The 15,196-nt window shown below is 63.3% G+C and carries 14 protein-coding genes; 8 read left to right on the top strand and 6 right to left on the bottom strand.

What is annotated here, in order from left to right:
• Positions 1 to 63 precede the first annotated feature (63 nt).
• On the bottom strand, positions 64 to 1,245 hold the full coding sequence (metK, locus tag KYG_RS12315) for a methionine adenosyltransferase (RefSeq protein WP_008905229.1): 1,182 nt from the start codon (positions 1,243 to 1,245) through the stop codon (positions 64 to 66).
• Positions 1,246 to 1,377: 132 nt separating this feature from the next.
• Between metK and KYG_RS12310 the strand changes: the two genes are divergently transcribed.
• Together KYG_RS12310 and KYG_RS12305 are read left to right on the top strand one after the other, a co-directional pair.
• Positions 1,378 to 2,232 (top strand): lysophospholipid acyltransferase family protein, encoded by an 855-nt coding sequence (locus tag KYG_RS12310; RefSeq protein WP_034694285.1) that lies wholly within the window; start codon positions 1,378 to 1,380, stop codon positions 2,230 to 2,232.
• On the top strand, positions 2,229 to 3,098 hold the full coding sequence (locus KYG_RS12305; protein ID WP_008905227.1) for a lysophospholipid acyltransferase family protein: 870 nt from the start codon (positions 2,229 to 2,231) through the stop codon (positions 3,096 to 3,098). The genes KYG_RS12310 and KYG_RS12305 overlap by 4 nt, the downstream gene beginning before the upstream one ends.
• A gap of 49 nt (positions 3,099 to 3,147) precedes the next feature.
• Here KYG_RS12305 and KYG_RS12300 read toward each other — a convergent pair whose 3' ends face one another.
• Complete coding sequence (locus tag KYG_RS12300; protein WP_008905226.1) at positions 3,148 to 4,056, bottom strand: alpha/beta fold hydrolase; 909 nt, start codon at positions 4,054 to 4,056, stop codon at positions 3,148 to 3,150.
• Positions 4,057 to 4,106: 50 nt separating this feature from the next.
• The gene (gene yihA, locus KYG_RS12295) at positions 4,107 to 4,868 is read right to left on the bottom strand and encodes a ribosome biogenesis GTP-binding protein YihA/YsxC (protein WP_034694283.1); all 762 of its coding nucleotides are present in this window, start codon (positions 4,866 to 4,868) and stop codon (positions 4,107 to 4,109) included.
• A 72-nt stretch (positions 4,869 to 4,940) separates the two neighbouring features.
• On the opposite strand from yihA, the gene KYG_RS12290 reads away from it, so the two are divergent.
• The 5 genes from KYG_RS12290 (at position 4,941) to KYG_RS12270 (ending at position 11,061) form a co-directional block, all read left to right on the top strand.
• A complete protein-coding gene (locus KYG_RS12290) occupies positions 4,941 to 5,582 on the top strand; it encodes a c-type cytochrome (protein WP_008905224.1) in 642 nt (213 codons plus the stop codon).
• Positions 5,583 to 5,715: 133 nt separating this feature from the next.
• Complete coding sequence (locus tag KYG_RS12285) at positions 5,716 to 7,869, top strand: cytochrome c biogenesis protein ResB (RefSeq protein WP_034694386.1); 2,154 nt, start codon at positions 5,716 to 5,718, stop codon at positions 7,867 to 7,869.
• Positions 7,866 to 9,218, top strand: a complete 1,353-nt coding sequence (ccsB, locus tag KYG_RS12280; RefSeq protein WP_008905222.1) for a c-type cytochrome biogenesis protein CcsB — start codon at positions 7,866 to 7,868, stop codon at positions 9,216 to 9,218. The genes KYG_RS12285 and ccsB overlap by 4 nt, the downstream gene beginning before the upstream one ends.
• A 142-nt stretch (positions 9,219 to 9,360) precedes the next feature.
• Positions 9,361 to 10,365, top strand: coding sequence for a protein-methionine-sulfoxide reductase catalytic subunit MsrP (msrP, locus tag KYG_RS12275; protein ID WP_008905221.1), 1,005 nt, complete (start codon positions 9,361 to 9,363; stop codon positions 10,363 to 10,365).
• Positions 10,366 to 10,431: 66 nt separating this feature from the next.
• The gene (locus KYG_RS12270; protein WP_008905220.1) at positions 10,432 to 11,061 is read left to right on the top strand and encodes a sulfite oxidase heme-binding subunit YedZ; all 630 of its coding nucleotides are present in this window, start codon (positions 10,432 to 10,434) and stop codon (positions 11,059 to 11,061) included.
• A gap of 78 nt (positions 11,062 to 11,139) precedes the next feature.
• Here the strand turns inward: KYG_RS12270 and KYG_RS12265 are convergent, their stop codons facing one another.
• Both KYG_RS12265 and KYG_RS12260 read right to left on the bottom strand, forming a co-directional pair.
• Positions 11,140 to 11,967, bottom strand: coding sequence for an MBL fold metallo-hydrolase (locus KYG_RS12265; protein ID WP_034694384.1), 828 nt, complete (start codon positions 11,965 to 11,967; stop codon positions 11,140 to 11,142).
• A 121-nt stretch (positions 11,968 to 12,088) separates the two neighbouring features.
• The gene (locus KYG_RS12260) at positions 12,089 to 12,301 is read right to left on the bottom strand and encodes a lipoprotein (protein WP_034694280.1); all 213 of its coding nucleotides are present in this window, start codon (positions 12,299 to 12,301) and stop codon (positions 12,089 to 12,091) included.
• 12 nt (positions 12,302 to 12,313) lie between these two features.
• Between KYG_RS12260 and cyaY the strand changes: the two genes are divergently transcribed.
• Entirely contained in the window at positions 12,314 to 12,643 is a 330-nt protein-coding gene (gene cyaY, locus KYG_RS12255; RefSeq protein ID WP_008905218.1) for an iron donor protein CyaY, read from the top strand.
• Between the two features lie 51 nt (positions 12,644 to 12,694).
• Here the strand turns inward: cyaY and KYG_RS12250 are convergent, their stop codons facing one another.
• Complete coding sequence (locus tag KYG_RS12250; RefSeq protein ID WP_034694278.1) at positions 12,695 to 15,088, bottom strand: penicillin-binding protein 1A; 2,394 nt, start codon at positions 15,086 to 15,088, stop codon at positions 12,695 to 12,697.
• Positions 15,089 to 15,196 lie beyond the last annotated feature (108 nt).

Here is a 15,196-nt window from a genome sequence, read left to right as displayed (position 1 = left end):
ACATCGCTGCCGCGATATGAACTGCGCCCGAAGACCGAAAACCGCGCTATAGCGCGGCGGGCTTTACAGCCCGGCTGCTGCGCGAAGCGCCGCAGCTTTATCGGTCTTCTCCCAGCTGAACTCGGGTTCTTCGCGGCCAAAGTGGCCGTAGGCTGCGGTCTTTTCATAGATGGGACGCAGCAGGTCCAGCATCTGGATGATGCCCTTGGGGCGCAGGTCGAAATGCTCACGCACCAGCGCTGCCAGACGCTCGTCCGACACCACGCCCGTGCCTTCGGTGTAGACAGTGATGTTCATCGGCTCGGCCACGCCGATGGCGTAGGCCACCTGGATCTGGCACTGGCGCGCCAAGCCGGCAGCCACGATGTTCTTGGCCACGTAGCGGGCAGCGTAGGCGGCCGAGCGGTCCACCTTCGTTGGGTCCTTGCCGCTGAACGCGCCGCCGCCGTGGGGGCAGGCGCCGCCGTAGGTGTCCACGATGATCTTGCGGCCGGTCAGGCCACAGTCGCCTTGCGGGCCGCCGATGACGAAACGGCCCGTGGGGTTGATCAGGAAGCGCGTGTTCTGCAGCCAGGCCGAAGGCAGCACGGGCTTGATGATCTCTTCGATGATGGCTTCGGTGAACGAGGCCTTCATCCTGGTCTGCGTTTCGCTCTGGTCGGGGTGGTGCTGGGTGGAGAGCACCACGGTGTCGATGCTGTGGGGCTTGCCATCCACATAGCGCATGGTGACTTGCGACTTGGCATCGGGGCGCAGGAAGGGCAGGCGGCCGTCCTTGCGCAGCTGGGCCTGGCGCTCGACCAGGCGGTGCGCGTAGTAGATGGGCGCGGGCATCAGCTCGGGCGTTTCGTCGCAGGCGTAGCCAAACATCAGGCCCTGGTCGCCAGCGCCAGTGTTCAGGTGGTCGTCACTCGCGTGGTCCACGCCCTGAGCGATGTCGTTGGACTGCTTGTCGTAGGCCACGAGCACGGCGCAGCCCTTGTAGTCGATGCCGTAGTCGGTGTTGTCGTAGCCGATGCGCTTGATGGTGTCGCGCGCCACCTGGATGTAGTCCACGTGGGCGTTGGTGGTGATTTCGCCCGCCAGCACCACCAGGCCTGTGTTGGTCAGCGTTTCAGCGGCAACACGCGAGCGGGGATCCTGTTTGAAGATCGCGTCGAGAATCGCGTCCGAGATCTGGTCGGCCACCTTGTCGGGGTGGCCTTCGGAGACGGATTCCGAGGTAAAGAGAAAGTCGTTCGCCATTTGAATAAACTCCTGTGTTCCGGCATTTGGGGCGTTGCCCTCACCCCGAAGGAGATCTGGCGAACGCTTTAGCAGATTTTTTTAACGTCGCCCTGCAAGTTGCTCATTTAACTCAGCGACCCCGTCATTTTAATGCCAGTCGTCTTCCGATTCTTTTCCGTATTTCCACTGTGGTTGCTGCATGGCATGGGTGCTGCCATGGGCTGGGTGGCGTTTGTCGCATCTCCCACGTACCGGCGCCGGTTCCTCGCCAACTCGGCGCGTGCTGGGTACGGGTTCGGCGATGTGCGTGCCGCCGTGGCCCACGCCGGCCGCATGGTGGCCGAGCTGCCGCGCCTGTGGCTGGGCGCCGCCATGCCCTGTGCCCTCACGGGCGAAGCCTGCGTGGAGCAGGCGTATGCCGCTGGCCGCGGCATCGTCTTTCTCACCCCGCACCTGGGGTGCTTTGAACTCTCGGCCCAGGCCACTGCGCGCCGCTGGGGCGCGGAGCGCGGACCCATCACCGTGCTCTACCGCCCGGCGCGCCAGGCCTGGCTGGCCAAGGTGATGGAGACCGCGCGCAACCGCCCCGGCATGCTGGCCGTGCCCACCACGCTGGCCGGTGTGCGCCAGATGATCAAGGCGCTGCGCCGCGGTGAGGCCGTGGGCCTGCTGCCTGACCAGGTGCCGCCTGAGGGGCAGGGCCAGTGGGCACCTTTTTTTGGGCGCGACGCGTACACCATGACGCTGGCTGCGCGCCTGGCGCAGCAGACCGGTGCGGCCGTGGTGCTGGCGCGTTGTGAGCGCCTGCCGTGGGGGCGCGGCTACGTCACGTATTACGAGCCGCTCGCTGCGCCGCTGTCCGCCGACATGGGCCAGGCCGTGCTGCAGATCAACCAGGGCATGGAGCATCTCATCCGCCAATGCCCCGATCAATATCTGTGGGGCTATGGCCGCTACAAGCAGCCGCGGGGCGAGGCCGCTCCGGCAGCGGGGGCCGCAGCATGACGGGCCGGCTGGGTGTGTGGTTCATGCGGGTGCTGGCGTTGCTGCCGCTGCCGGTGCTGCGCGGCATGGGCTGGCTGTTGGGGCAGGTGGCGTTTGTGCTGGTGGTGCCCCGGCGCAAGGTGGCGCTGCGCAATCTGGCGCTGTGTTTTCCAGACTGGACCGAAGCGCGCCGCCGCGCCGTGGCGCGGGCCAGCTTTGTCGCGTTCTGCCAGACCTGGCTGGACCGCAGCTGGCTGTGGGCCGCGCCGCGTGCGGTGGTGGAGCAGCGCGTGCGCTTGACGGGCGCGGTGCACGAGCTGGAAGGCGACACGCCCACCATTTTGTTTGCGCCGCATTTCTATGGCATGGACGCGGGTGGCCTGGCCTTGCCGCTGCGCAGCAGCCGTGCGTTCACGTCCATCTTTGCCACCCATCCCGATCCGGCGGTGGACGCCTGGTTCATGGCCGGGCGCCAGCGTTTCGGCGACGTGCGCATGCTCAACCGCGCCGATGGTGTCAAACCCATCATTGCCAACCTGCGCAAGGGTGGCCTGCTGTACCTGCTGCCCGACATGGACTACGGGCGCAACGATTCGGTGTTTGTGCCGTTCTATGGCGTGACGGCAGCCACCATCCCCTCGCTGTCGCGTTTTGCGCGGCTGGGCCGTGCCAAGGTGGTGGGCGTGTATTCGCGCATGACGCCCACCGGTTACGTGGCCGAGGTTTCCCCCGCCTGGGCCAACTACCCCACCGACGATGCCGAGGCCGACACCGCCCGCATGAACCGCGAACTGCAGGCCGTGATCGACACCATGCCCGAGCAGTACTACTGGGTGCACAAGCGCTTCAAGACACGGCCCGAAGGCGAGCCGTCCGTTTACGGCTGAAAATTCAGGTCGAAATGGCTGCTAGCGCTTATTTGGCAGGCGCTACTAGCTATAATTTTGATTGCAAAAACCGCTGCAAATCCTGGGCCACGCGCTCAGGGTGCTCGTGCACGATCCAGTGCGATGCCTGCTCTACCTGCCGCAATTGCAACTGCGGCACCCAGCCCGGCAGGCCGTCGAGCAGACCGGGCAACAGGGCGGGGTCGTCCATGCCCCAGAGCACCAGTGTGGGCATATCCACCGTCAACATCGACTCGGGCAGGGTGATGGCCTGCGCGCCCGGGTCTCCATCGCGGGGTGGGCGCAGGGGGCTGGCGCGGTAGTAGTTGCAGGCGCCGGTCAGGCCCTGCTGCCACAGGGCGCGGTACTGGGCGCGTACGCTGTCGGTCAGCCATGCGGGGACGCTGCCGTCGGGGGCGTTGAAAAAGGCGAACAGGCGGCGGAAGTCGTCCTCGGCCAGCAGGGCCTCGGCGTCGGGCCTGCACAAAAAGTGCATGTACTGGCTGCCTGCCTGTTGCGCGGCGTTATGAGACAGCTCGCGCACAAAGGCACCCGGATGGGGGGAATTGATGATGGCCAGCCGCTTCATCCGCTGCGGCTGCTGGTTGGCCAGGTTCCAGGCCACGGCGCCGCCCCAGTCGTGCGCCACCAGGCATTCCAGAGCGCCACCAGGGCATTCGTGGGCTATCAGCGCGGCCAGGTCCTGCACCAGATGCCTGGCGCGGTAGGCATCGACCTCGGCCGGGCTGCTGGACGGGCCAAACCCGCGCAAATAGGGTGCCACGCAGTGGTAGCCGCCGTTCTCGGGGCGGGCAAAGTGCGCTAGCTGCTCGTCCCAGATGAACGCGCCCTCGGGGAACCCGTGCAGAAACAGCAGCACGGGGCGGCCTGCCACGCCGCTTGTACGGCAGTGCAGGGTGGTGCCGTGGGGCAGGGAGACAACGCGGTCTTGGATCATGGCGCTACGCATTTGATAGCTGTTAGCGCTTGATGGATAAGCGCTGGGGGCTAATTTGACTCAATATCCTCAGAACAATCGGGCGGCGGGGATGCATCTGCGGGTGCCGGGTCGCCATCGGCATCGGCATCGGCAGGGGCTTTTACCGGGTGCGCCCATTGCCACAGCAGCTGTGCCACCTCGTCCACGCCTTGTTTCTTGAGGGCCGAGAACATCTTCACCTCTCCGCCGCCGGCATTCAGTCGCGTAATCGACAGCACCTTGGCCTGCTCGGCCCGCGTGAGCTTGTCGGCCTTGGTCAGCACGATGAGGAACTTGAGGCCTTCTTCCACACGGGGGCGCACCACTTCGAGCAGCGCCTCATCGAGCTCGGTCAGGCCCAGGCGGGGGTCGCACAGCAGCACGATGCCGGTCAGCCCCGGGCGGCTGACCAGGTAGTTCACCATCACCTGCTGCCAGCGCACCTTGTCCGAGCGCGACACGGCCGCGTAGCCGTAGCCGGGCAGGTCGGCCAGCACCGCGTCCATCACGCCCTGCTTGCCCAGCGAGAACAGGTTGATGTGCTGGGTGCGGCCGGGCTTCTTGGAGGCAAAAGCCAGCTGTTTTTGCTGGGTGAGCGTGTTGATGCAGGTGGACTTGCCCGCGTTGGAGCGGCCCACAAAGGCAATCTCCGGCACGTCGATGGGAGGCAGGTGGTGCAGTTGCGCCGCCGTGGTCAAGAACTTGGCGGTGTGCATCCAGCCCATGGCGGTCTTGGCGTCGGGTGCGGGCGGAAGGGAGCCAGCAACTGGCGCGGAAGAGGGTGTCGTCATGGAGGTTTGGGAGAGAAAGAACCGTCATTGTAGAATCGCGAGGTTTTGCGCACCTCAACACAGACCCTCGATATGAAGTTGCTCGCCTCTTTGCTGACGGCTGCCGTACTGGCAGCACCTGTTTTCTCGGCCTACGCAGCGGGTGAAACTCCTGCGGTGCCTCCCAAGGCGGCCAAACCGGATCTCGTCAAGGGCGAGGCCAGCTACACCGCAGTGTGTGCCGCCTGCCACGGCGCCGATGGCAACTCGGCCATCGCTGCCAACCCCAAGTTGTCGCAGCAGCACCCTGAATACCTGGTCAAGCAACTGCAGGAGTTCAAGTCGGGCAAGCGCAACAACGCCGTCATGAAGGGCTTTGCCATGGCCCTCACCGATGACGACATGAAGAACATTTCGTACTGGGTGGCCTCCAAGGCGGCCAAGCCCGGTTTCGCCAAGGACAAGGACCTTGTCACGCTGGGCGAGCGCATTTACCGCGGCGGCATCGCTGACCGCCAGATTGCGGCCTGTGCTGGCTGCCACAGCCCCAACGGTGCCGGCATTCCGGCGCAGTACCCCCGCCTGTCGGGCCAGCACGCCGACTACACGGCAGCCCAGCTGGTCATGTTCCGCGACGGATCGCGCGGCAACAGCGCGCAGATGACCCAGGTGGCCGCCAAGCTGAACGACAAGGAAATCAAGGCCGTATCCGACTACATCGCCGGTCTGCGCTGATCCTTTCGTGTCAAAAGCGGCCCGTGAGGCGGGCCGCATGGAACCTACCGCCAATAACAAACCCAAAACGGGCGGGCCCATCGCACAGATGGTCCCGCCCTTTTTTTTTCGTGCTCCGCTGCCGACCTCATCCATGTCCGACAACACCCAAGGCCTTCGTGTCCAGTCTGGTTCCCAGGCGTGGCGCGCCGCGATCGAACTGCTGTCGTCGATGCGGTTTGCCATTTCGCTGCTGACGGTCATCTGCATCGCCTCGGTCATTGGTACGGTGCTCAAGCAGCACGAACCTGCCGTCAATTACGTCAACCAGTTTGGCCCCTTCTGGGCCGAACTGTTCGCCGCCATCCAGCTCAATGCGGTGTACAGCGCCTGGTGGTTTTTGCTGATTCTGGCGTTCCTGGTGATCAGCACCTCGCTGTGCATTGCCCGCAACACCCCCAAGATCCTGGTCGACCTCAAGGCCTATAAGGAAAACATCCGCGAGCAGAGCCTCAAGGCGTTCCACCACAAGGCCGAGGCCGAACTGCCCCTGAGCGCTGAGGCCGAGGCGCGCCGCATCGGCACGATGATGGCGGGTGGCGGCTGGAAGGTGCGCCTGCAGCAGCGGGACACCGCGGCCGGCCCCGGCACCGGCTGGATGGTGGCGGCCAAGGCGGGCGCAGCCAACAAGCTCGGTTACATCGCGGCCCACAGCGCCATCGTGCTGGTGTGCGTGGGCGGACTGCTGGATGGCGATCTCATCGTGCGTGCGCAGATGCTGCTCGGTGGCAAGTCCGTCTACACCGGCGGCGGGCTGATTGCCGATGTGAAGCCCGAACACCGCCTGTCCGAACGCAACCCCACCTTCCGCGGCAACCTGCTGGTGGCCGAGGGCACTCAGTCCAGCACCGCCATCCTCAACCAGTCCGACGGTGTGCTGCTGCAGGACCTGCCGTTTGCTATCGAGCTCAAGAAGTTCATCGTGGAGCATTACTCCACCGGCATGCCCAAGCTGTTTGCCAGCGAAATCATCATCCACGACAAGGCCACGGGCGAGAAGACGCCTGCCCGCGTGGAGGTGAACCACCCGGCAAGCTACAAAGGCATCGAGATCTACCAGTCGAGCTTTGACGATGGCGGCTCGCACCTCAAGCTGCGCGGCGTGCCCATGGTGCCGGGCGCCAGATTCATCGATGTGGAAGGCGTGGTGGGCAACTCGACCCAGCTCACCAACAACGGCGGTGGGCCGGGCAGCGATACGCTGACGCTGGAGTTCACGGCGCTGCGCACCATCAATGTGGAGAACTTTGCAGACGCAGGCGCCAGCAGTTCCGGCGCAGACGTGCGCAAGGTGGACCTGCGCCAGTCCGTCGAGTCGCGCCTGGGGGCTGCCAACAAGACGGTCACCAAAAAGGAACTCCGCAACGTGGGCCCCAGCGTGAGCTACAAGCTGCGCGACGCGGCCGGCCAGGCGCGCGAGTTTCACAACTACATGCTGCCGGTCGACACGGGCGACGGCGTGCCCGTGTTTTTGCTCGGCGTGCGGGAGACGCCTTCCGAGCCGTTTCGCTACCTGCGCGTGCCTGCGGATGACAAAGGCAGCATGGACGGCTTTCTGGGCATGAAGGCCCTGCTGGCCGATCCCGCGTCGCGCGAAGCGGCCGTGCGCCGCTATGTCTCGCAGGCGATCGAGCCGTCGCGGCCCGACCTGGCCGAGCAGTTGCAGCAGTCTGCGTCGCGTGCGCTGGCCCTGTTCGCGGGCCAGGGCATGGTGGATGGCAAGCCGACTGGCGGGCTGCAGGCGGTGTCTGACTTCATGGAGGCCAACGTGCCCGAGGCCGAACGTGAGCGTGCTGGCGAGGTGCTGGTGCGCATTCTGAACGGCACCCTGTTCGAGGTAGCCCAGCTCTCGCGCCAGCGTGCGGGGCTGCCACCTTTGCCGCAGGACGACCAGACCCAGGGTTTCATGACCCAGGCCGTGCTGTCGCTCAGCGACGCTCAGATTTACCCCGCGCCGCTGGCGTTCGAGCTCAAGGATTTCACGCAGGTGCAGGCCAGCGTGTTCCAGGTGGCACGTGCCCCTGGCAGAAACATTGTTTATCTGGGCTGCGCCTTGCTCATCCTGGGCATTTTCGCGATGCTCTATGTGCGCGAGCGGCGCGTCTGGGTCTGGCTCGCGCCGCAGGAGGGCCGCACGCACGCCACCATGGCGCTTTCCACCAACCGCAAGACCATGGACGGCGACCAGGAGTTTGTAGAGCTCGCACGGAAATTGATCGGGGCAGCGCCCCGCGAAGGCAAAGCATGAACACCGCCACTACCACGTCAACCACCCCCACCACCATCACGCTGAACGAGGGTTTTTTTGCCCGGCGCAACTGGTTCGACTGGCTGTTTGCGGCCATCGTGGTGGTGGGCGGGCTGTATGCGCTGCAGCGCTACGGCAGCTTCATGGATGTGTATGAAAAGGGCATTCTGCTCGGCACCATTCCCTGCACCATCTGGCTTTGCTGGTTCTGGCGCCCGTTGCGGGCCCTGCTGCTCATCGTGGCGGCCGCGGCGCTGCTGGCCATCGGTCTGTACCAGCAGGACGGTGCGGGCAGCCTTGCGCGGGCCGACACGGTGTTCGGCCTCAAGTACTTTTTGTCAAGCCAGTCCGCCATTCTGTGGATGAGCATGCTGTTCTTCATGAGCACCGCGTTCTACTGGATCGGCATGTTTTCTCGTGGCGAAGGCCGCACCATGAGCCTGATCGGTTCGCGCATTGCCTGGGTGGCGGTGGCCATGGCGCTCATCGGCACGCTGGTGCGCTGGTACGAGAGTTACCTCATCGGCCCGGACATCGGCCACATCCCGGTGAGCAACCTGTATGAAGTTTTCGTGATGTTCTGCTGGATGACGGCAGCCTTCTACCTGTATTACGAACAGCAGTACGACACGCGTGCGCTGGGTGGGTTTGTGATGCTGGTGGTCAGCGCGGCCGTGGGTTTTCTGCTGTGGTACACCGTGGTGCGCGAGGCCCACGAGATTCAGCCGCTGGTACCGGCCCTGAAAAGCTGGTGGATGAAGCTGCACGTGCCCGCCAATTTCATCGGTTATGGCACCTTTGCCCTGGCTGCGATGGTGGCGTTTGCCTACCTCGTCAAGCAGCAGGCGTCCGAGACGCGCTGGTACAAGCTCGCCCCGCTGTGGTTGCTGGGCGTGGTGCTTTGTTTCGAGCCCATCGTCTTCCGCCAGGGCGCAAGCGATGGCGGCAGCAGCTACTGGATGGTGTATTTCGGCATCTCCGCGCTGATCGTGGCGGGCATCCTGATGGGACGCAAGCGCATTGGCGAGCGGCTGCCGTCCTTCGAGGTTCTGGACGATGTGATGTACAAGTCCATCGCGGTGGGGTTTGCGTTCTTCACCATCGCCACGGTGCTCGGTGCGCTGTGGGCCGCCGAAGCCTGGGGTGGCTACTGGAGCTGGGACCCCAAGGAAACCTGGGCGCTGATTGTCTGGCTCAACTATGCGGCCTGGCTGCACATGCGCCTGATGAAGGGCCTGCGTGGCACGGTCTCGGCGTGGTGGGCGCTGGTGGGTCTGGCGGTTACCACTTTTGCCTTCCTGGGTGTCAACATGTTCCTGAGTGGACTGCACAGCTACGGCACGCTCTGAGCCCGCAACCCTGCCGCGGATGATCAGCCGCAGGTCAGCAACTATTGCGTCTTCGGTGTAACCTGAAGAGTCTATGGAACGAACTCACAGTTGTACTGCTCTACCGCTGCAGCTGTTTCAACCAGAATGACCGGAGCCACCTATGCTGATCCCATCGCGCGATTCGGGTTTCAACCACCCACACTCCTCTGAAATCACGCCGCGTGCGGTCTACGAAGACCGCCGCCAGATGCTCAGGCTGATGGCAGGCGGTGCGGCGGGTGCCGCCATGGCGGCATGGGCTGGGCGCGAGGCACTTGCGCAGCAGGCGGCGGTGCCGCGGCCCGGCAAGCTGGCGGCGCTGCCGGGGGCGAAATCTGCGGTGGCTGGCGCGATGTCGATGGAGAAGCTCACCGACTACAAGGACGCGAGCACCTACAACAATTTCTACGAGTTTGGCACCGACAAGGCCGATCCTGCCCGCAACGCGCACACGCTCAAGACCACGCCATGGACGGTGGAGGTTGAGGGCCTGGTCAAGAAGCCTGGCAAATACGGCATCGAAGACCTGATCAAGCTCAGCGCGCAGGAGGAACGTATCTACCGCCTGCGCTGTGTGGAGGGCTGGTCCATGGTCATCCCCTGGGTCGGCTACTCGCTGGCCGAGCTGATCAAGCGCGTGGAACCCCAGGGCAGCGCCAAATACGTCGAATTTGTGACGCTGGCCGACAAGGCCACCATGCCCTACGTGGGCTCGCGCGTGCTGGACTGGCCCTACGTGGAAGGTCTGCGCATGGACGAAGCCATGCACCCGCTGACCTTGCTGGCCTTTGGCATGTATGGCGAGGTGCTGCCCAACCAGAACGGCGCGCCCGTGCGCCTGGTGGTGCCGTGGAAGTACGGCTTCAAAAGCGCCAAGAGCATCGTCAAGATCCGTTTTGTCGAAAAAGAGCCCGGCACGGCGTGGAACAAGGCGGCACGGCAGGAGTACGGCTTTTACTCCAACGTGAACCCCGAGGTGGACCACCCCCGCTGGAGCCAGGCCACCGAGCGACGCATCGGTGAGGACGGCCTGTTTGCCAAGAAGCGCAAGACACTGATGTTCAACGGATATGAAGCCCAGGTGGGGCAACTTTACGCCGGCATGGACCTCAAGAAGTTCTACTGAGCGGTGTCGGCGCCCCCGGCTGCGCGCACTCCCGCGCCGAACTGGGTGTGAAGCAACCCAATCGCCATGCGAAAAATCCTGCTCCATCCGGCGGCCAAACCGCTGGTCTTTGTGTTGTGTCTGCTGCCGCTGGCGTGGCTGGTATATGCCGCGTTGTTCAACGCCTTGGGCGCCAATCCCGCAGAGGCATTGATCCGCGCGACGGGCGACTGGACGTTGCGTGCCCTGTGTCTGGTGCTGGCCGTTACGCCGTTGCGCGTGCTGACGGCCACACCACAACTGGCGCGCTTTCGGCGAATGCTGGGCCTGTTCGTTTTCTTTTACGGCCTGCTCCACTTGCTGAGCTACGCATGGTTCGACATGGGGTTGGTGGTTGCCGACATCGTGCGCGACATCATCAAACGCCCCTTCATACTGGTGGGCTCGCTGGCGCTGCTGCTGCTGGGGGTGCTTGCCGCGACCTCATTCAACCGCGCCATCAAGGCAATGGGGGGCAAACGCTGGCAGGCGCTGCACCGCAGTGTGTATGCGGTGGCTGGCCTGGCGCTGCTGCATTTCTTCTGGATGCGTGCCGGCAAGAACGATTTTGAGGAAGTGGCTGTGTATGCCGCCATCCTCGGCGCCCTGCTGGGCTGGCGCGCATGGCAGCGGCTTCGCCGTCTGCCGGTGCTTGCAGCGCGTTCCGCGTCCCAGTGACTGCAATCAGAACTGCTATTAAAATAATAGCTGTTAGCGCTTGATGGGTAAGCGCTGGGGCCTGTTTTGATGCTTATTTCAGGCGTTGACTGCGCGCAGGGCGGGACGCATCTGGCGCGTGACGGGGTCAATGTGGGCCGTCGGCACCTGGTAGGCCCGGTCGTCGAAAAGATCAATGCCGCACATCAGGTTCTCGATCCACGCAAAAAAGTCCTGGATGGCCTGCTTGCCCATGATCGGCGCTCCGTGCTGCGGTACCAGCATGGAAATGTCCAGCTGTCGCGCCATCCGCACCCAAAGGCGCAGGATCTTGTTGGAAACCATGTAGCGCCGGTGAAAACCCTCCATGCGCGGGATGTGGGCCTTCAGGTCCGTTACGGGCACGCGGGCTTCGGCGCCCGACATCATGGACACCCCCAGATCACCGGTGAAGAGAATGCGGCTCACGGGGTCATAAAAATGGAAGTTTCCTTCCGAATGCATGAAGTGTGCGGGCAGCAGCACCAGCTCATGGCGGCCCAGGGGCAGGTGGCCGCCGCTGTCAGGCACGCCGATGACCCGGTTTTCCGTCTTGCCCACCTTGGTGAAATGGGGGGCGAAACGCTCCCACACGCGGGAGATGACGAGGTCTGCCTTGGTGCTGGTCATCCAGCGGTCCAGCGAGGCGATGATGTCCGGATCCGCGTGTGACGCGATCAGGTACGACAGCTTGTGCGGCGGGAAATGCTTGGTCATTCCCATGAACAGTTCGTTGAAGGCAAGGTTGCCGCCGGGATCGATGATCGCGCCCGTGTCGTCGTCCACAATCAGGAACTGGTTGGCCTGTACGGCCAGACCGTCTTCTTCGATGAGATCAGTGAACATCAGACAAGCGTGATTCTTGTCTCGGTAGAGTTCCAGGGCCATGGCCATCCTGCAGAGCAATAAAGCAGTGACTCTACGATTGCCCTTGCGTTTTCTGCTTGATAGAAATCAAGCGAGTGGTGTTTGGTGCAGCTGCTGGCCCGATGCAGCCCACCGCAACGTGTCAGCGTGCCACCGAAGCAGCCGTGGCGGATGCCGGTGCAGGAGCGTCGGCGGTTTTGGCGCCCGGTGTCAGGGTCTGCGGCAGTGTGGCGCGCTGTGCGGCCTCTGGGCCTGCCGGCAAATACAAAGGCCCCCGTTGACCGCAACCGTTAAATGCCGCCGCGCTGGCAGCAAGGACAACCGTCCTGACTAGAATTTGGGGAGCTTTCAACATGCGCAAATTGTAATGACCGACCTCGAATTCATGGATCACGCAGAAAAACTGCTTTTGGCCGTCGAACGCAGTTGCGATCGCATCAACGACGCAACCGATGCCGACGTGGATGCCCAGCGTTCCGGGGGCATGGTGACGTTGACGTTTCCCAACCGCAGCCAGATCGTGATCAATCTGCAAAAGCCGCTGCACGAGGTCTGGATGGCCGCGCGGTCCGGCGGGTATCACTACCGCTTTGACGGACAGCAGTGGCAGGACACCAAAGGCGCCGGGGAGTTCTTTGATTGCCTCAGCCGCGATGCCACAGTTCAGGCGGGCATACCCCTGCAGTTTGTTGCCTGAGTGGGGGCGGGGCGAGCGGCCAAGTGCGCAGAGCGCCACCCGCTACAGCGCTTAATTTCTGAACAGATCGAGAATGCGGCTTCTCTCTTCCGGCGGCGGTGGTGCGGAGGGTGATACGGCCGCAGGGGCCGAGCGGTCGTCCAGGCCCAGACTGGAAACCCCGCTGTTGCGGGCGTATTCCTCATAGAACCATTCGCCACCTACATTGACCACCCCGGCCGGCACAGTGGGCTCACTCACCGGTACGCCCTTGAGGGCGCGCTCCATGAAGTGGATCCACACCGGCAGGCTAAGGCCGCCACCGGTTTCGCGGCTACCGAGGTTGCGGGGCGTGTCATAGCCAATCCAGGTCACCGCCGCGATGGTGGACTGGTATCCGGCAAACCACGCATCCACCGAATCGTTGGTGGTTCCGGTCTTGCCATGCAGGTCCGGCCGCTTCAATGTGGCCTGCGCGCGCGCAGCAGTGCCTGAGCGGGTCACCTCCTGCAGCAGACTGTTCATGACGAAGGCGTTGCGGGCATCAATGGCGCGCGGTTGTTCGCTGAGCACAGGTGGCGTGATCTCCGAGATCACACGTCCTTTGTGATCGGTCACCTTGGCAATCAGCCAGGGGTTGACGCGGTAGCCTCCATTGGCAAACACCGAATAGCCGGTGGCAAGCTGCAGTGGCGTGACCGATCCGGCGCCCAGCGCCATCGTGAGGAACGGGGGGTGTTTGTCGGCGTCGAAGCCAAACTTGGAGACCCACTGCTGGCCGGTCTTGGGGCCTACGGCCTGCAAGATGCGGATCGAGATCATGTTCTTCGACTTCGCCAGCCCCGTGCGCACGCTCATGGGCCCGTCGTATTTGCCGTCATAGTTTTTGGGTTCCCAGGGCTGCCCCCCGGTGACGCCAGCGTCGAAAAACAGAGGCGCATCGTTGACAACCGTCGCAGGGGTAAAGCCTTTTTCCAGGGCCGCGGAGTAGATGAACGGCTTGAAGCTGGATCCCGGCTGGCGCCATGCCTGCGAAGCGTGGTTGAACTTGTTCTTGTCAAAGTCAAAGCCACCCACCAAGGCCCGGATGGCGCCGGTGCGTGGATCGAGCGCCACAAATGCCCCTTCGACCTCGGGGAGCTGCGTGATCTCCCAGGTATTCTTGGGCGTCTTGACCACACGGATCACCGCACCGCGTCGAATCTTGATATTGGGGGGCGCCTTGTCACTCAGGCCCGACTGGGCAGGTTTGAGCCCGTCACCGGTGATCTCGAGCGTGTCACCATTGGCACGGGCGGCGACGATCTTGCGCGGCGTCGCTTCCAGCACTACGGCTGAGAGTACGTCTCCGTTGTCGGGGTGGTTGGCCAGGGCATCGTCAATGGCGTCTTCAACCTCCTGGGGAGTGGAGGGCAGGGTCACGAACTTTTCCGGGCCGCGGTACTGTTGTCGACGCTCGTAATCCATGATGCCCTTGCGCAGCGCCACGTACGCGACCTCTTGTTCCGCCGCGTTGAGGGTCGTGTATACGTTCAGCCCTCGGGTGTACGCCTCATTGCCATACTGGGCGAAAATCAGCTGGCGTGCCATCTCGGCAACGTACTCGGCATGGACTCGGGTGTTGTCAGGCCCGGTACGGATCTTGAGTTCCTCGTCCTTGGCCTGTGCCGCCTGTGCAGCGGTGATGAATCCGTTTTCCTCCATGCGTTCGATGATGTGAAGCTGCCTTGCGCGCGCGCGCTTGGGGTTGCTGATCGGGTTGTAGGCGGAAGGTGCCTTCGGAAGGCCCGCGAGCATCGCCGCCTCGGCGACGGTGACAGATTTGAGCGGCTTGCCGAAATAAGTTTCGGATGCTGCAGAAAAACCGTAAGCACGGTTACCCAGAAAAATCTGGTTCATATAAATCTCGAGAATCTGGTCTTTTGTCAGCAGATGCTCAAGCTTGAATGTCAGTAAGACTTCGTAAATTTTGCGAGTAAATGTTTTTTCGGATGAGAGATACACATTCCGCGCAACTTGCATCGTGATCGTCGAAGCACCCTGGCTTTTGACTCTCCCCAGGTTGGCGAGTCCTGCGCGAATGACGCCCTTGTAGTCCACGCCTCCGTGTTGAAAGAACCTCGCGTCCTCAATGGCCAGGACGGCGTCTTTCATGACTTTCGGGATCTCACCGATGGGGGTGAGGTTGCGTCGTTCCTCGCCAAATTCCCCCAGCATCGCTCCCTCGGACGAGTAGATTCGCAAGGGCAGCTTGGGACGATAGTCCGCCAGATCAGAGATGTCCGGCAGGTTGGGGTAGGCAACTGACAGGGCAAGTGCCACAGCCAAGGCCAGCGCAACCGCTGCCGCAGCCGTGATGCCCGTTAACCAAAGAACTGCGCGCCCGAGCCAGAACAGCCAATTGCGGCGTGGTGTTGCAGGTGTTGATCCCCGCTGATCGGAAGGCTTGGGTGAAGAGGGCGGCATATCGCTCCGGAGTAAGACCGCTCATTATAAAAATCTCTCGATGCGGCGACCGGAAAATCGCTCGGCTTGCGGACGGGAGGGACCCGAACGGTCTTCCAAAGCCATCAA

Source organism: Acidovorax sp. NO-1 (assembly GCF_000238595.1).
GTDB lineage: Bacteria > Pseudomonadota > Gammaproteobacteria > Burkholderiales > Burkholderiaceae_C > Acidovorax.
The sequence above is the reverse complement of the archived record's forward strand: the minus strand, read 5'-3'. Positions and strand labels throughout refer to the sequence as shown.

Bases quoted from the DNA above. Each gene is read 5' to 3' on its own strand.
- KYG_RS12300 (WP_008905226.1), bottom strand. From the start codon at position 4,056: ATGATCCAAGACCGCGTTGTCTCCCTGCCCCACGGCACCACCCTGCAC.
- msrP (WP_008905221.1), top strand. From the start codon at position 9,361: ATGCTGATCCCATCGCGCGATTCGGGTTTCAACCACCCACACTCCTCT.
- KYG_RS12285 (WP_034694386.1), top strand. From the start codon at position 5,716: ATGTCCGACAACACCCAAGGCCTTCGTGTCCAGTCTGGTTCCCAGGCG.
- KYG_RS12290 (WP_008905224.1), top strand. From the start codon at position 4,941: ATGAAGTTGCTCGCCTCTTTGCTGACGGCTGCCGTACTGGCAGCACCT.
- cyaY (WP_008905218.1), top strand. From the start codon at position 12,314: ATGACCGACCTCGAATTCATGGATCACGCAGAAAAACTGCTTTTGGCC.
- KYG_RS12260 (WP_034694280.1), bottom strand. From the start codon at position 12,301: ATGTTGAAAGCTCCCCAAATTCTAGTCAGGACGGTTGTCCTTGCTGCC.
- KYG_RS12310 (WP_034694285.1), top strand. From the start codon at position 1,378: ATGCCAGTCGTCTTCCGATTCTTTTCCGTATTTCCACTGTGGTTGCTG.
- KYG_RS12250 (WP_034694278.1), bottom strand. From the start codon at position 15,088: ATGCCGCCCTCTTCACCCAAGCCTTCCGATCAGCGGGGATCAACACCT.
- ccsB (WP_008905222.1), top strand. From the start codon at position 7,866: ATGAACACCGCCACTACCACGTCAACCACCCCCACCACCATCACGCTG.
- KYG_RS12305 (WP_008905227.1), top strand. From the start codon at position 2,229: ATGACGGGCCGGCTGGGTGTGTGGTTCATGCGGGTGCTGGCGTTGCTG.
- KYG_RS12270 (WP_008905220.1), top strand. From the start codon at position 10,432: ATGCGAAAAATCCTGCTCCATCCGGCGGCCAAACCGCTGGTCTTTGTG.
- metK (WP_008905229.1), bottom strand. From the start codon at position 1,245: ATGGCGAACGACTTTCTCTTTACCTCGGAATCCGTCTCCGAAGGCCAC.
- KYG_RS12265 (WP_034694384.1), bottom strand. From the start codon at position 11,967: ATGGCCCTGGAACTCTACCGAGACAAGAATCACGCTTGTCTGATGTTC.
- yihA (WP_034694283.1), bottom strand. From the start codon at position 4,868: ATGACGACACCCTCTTCCGCGCCAGTTGCTGGCTCCCTTCCGCCCGCA.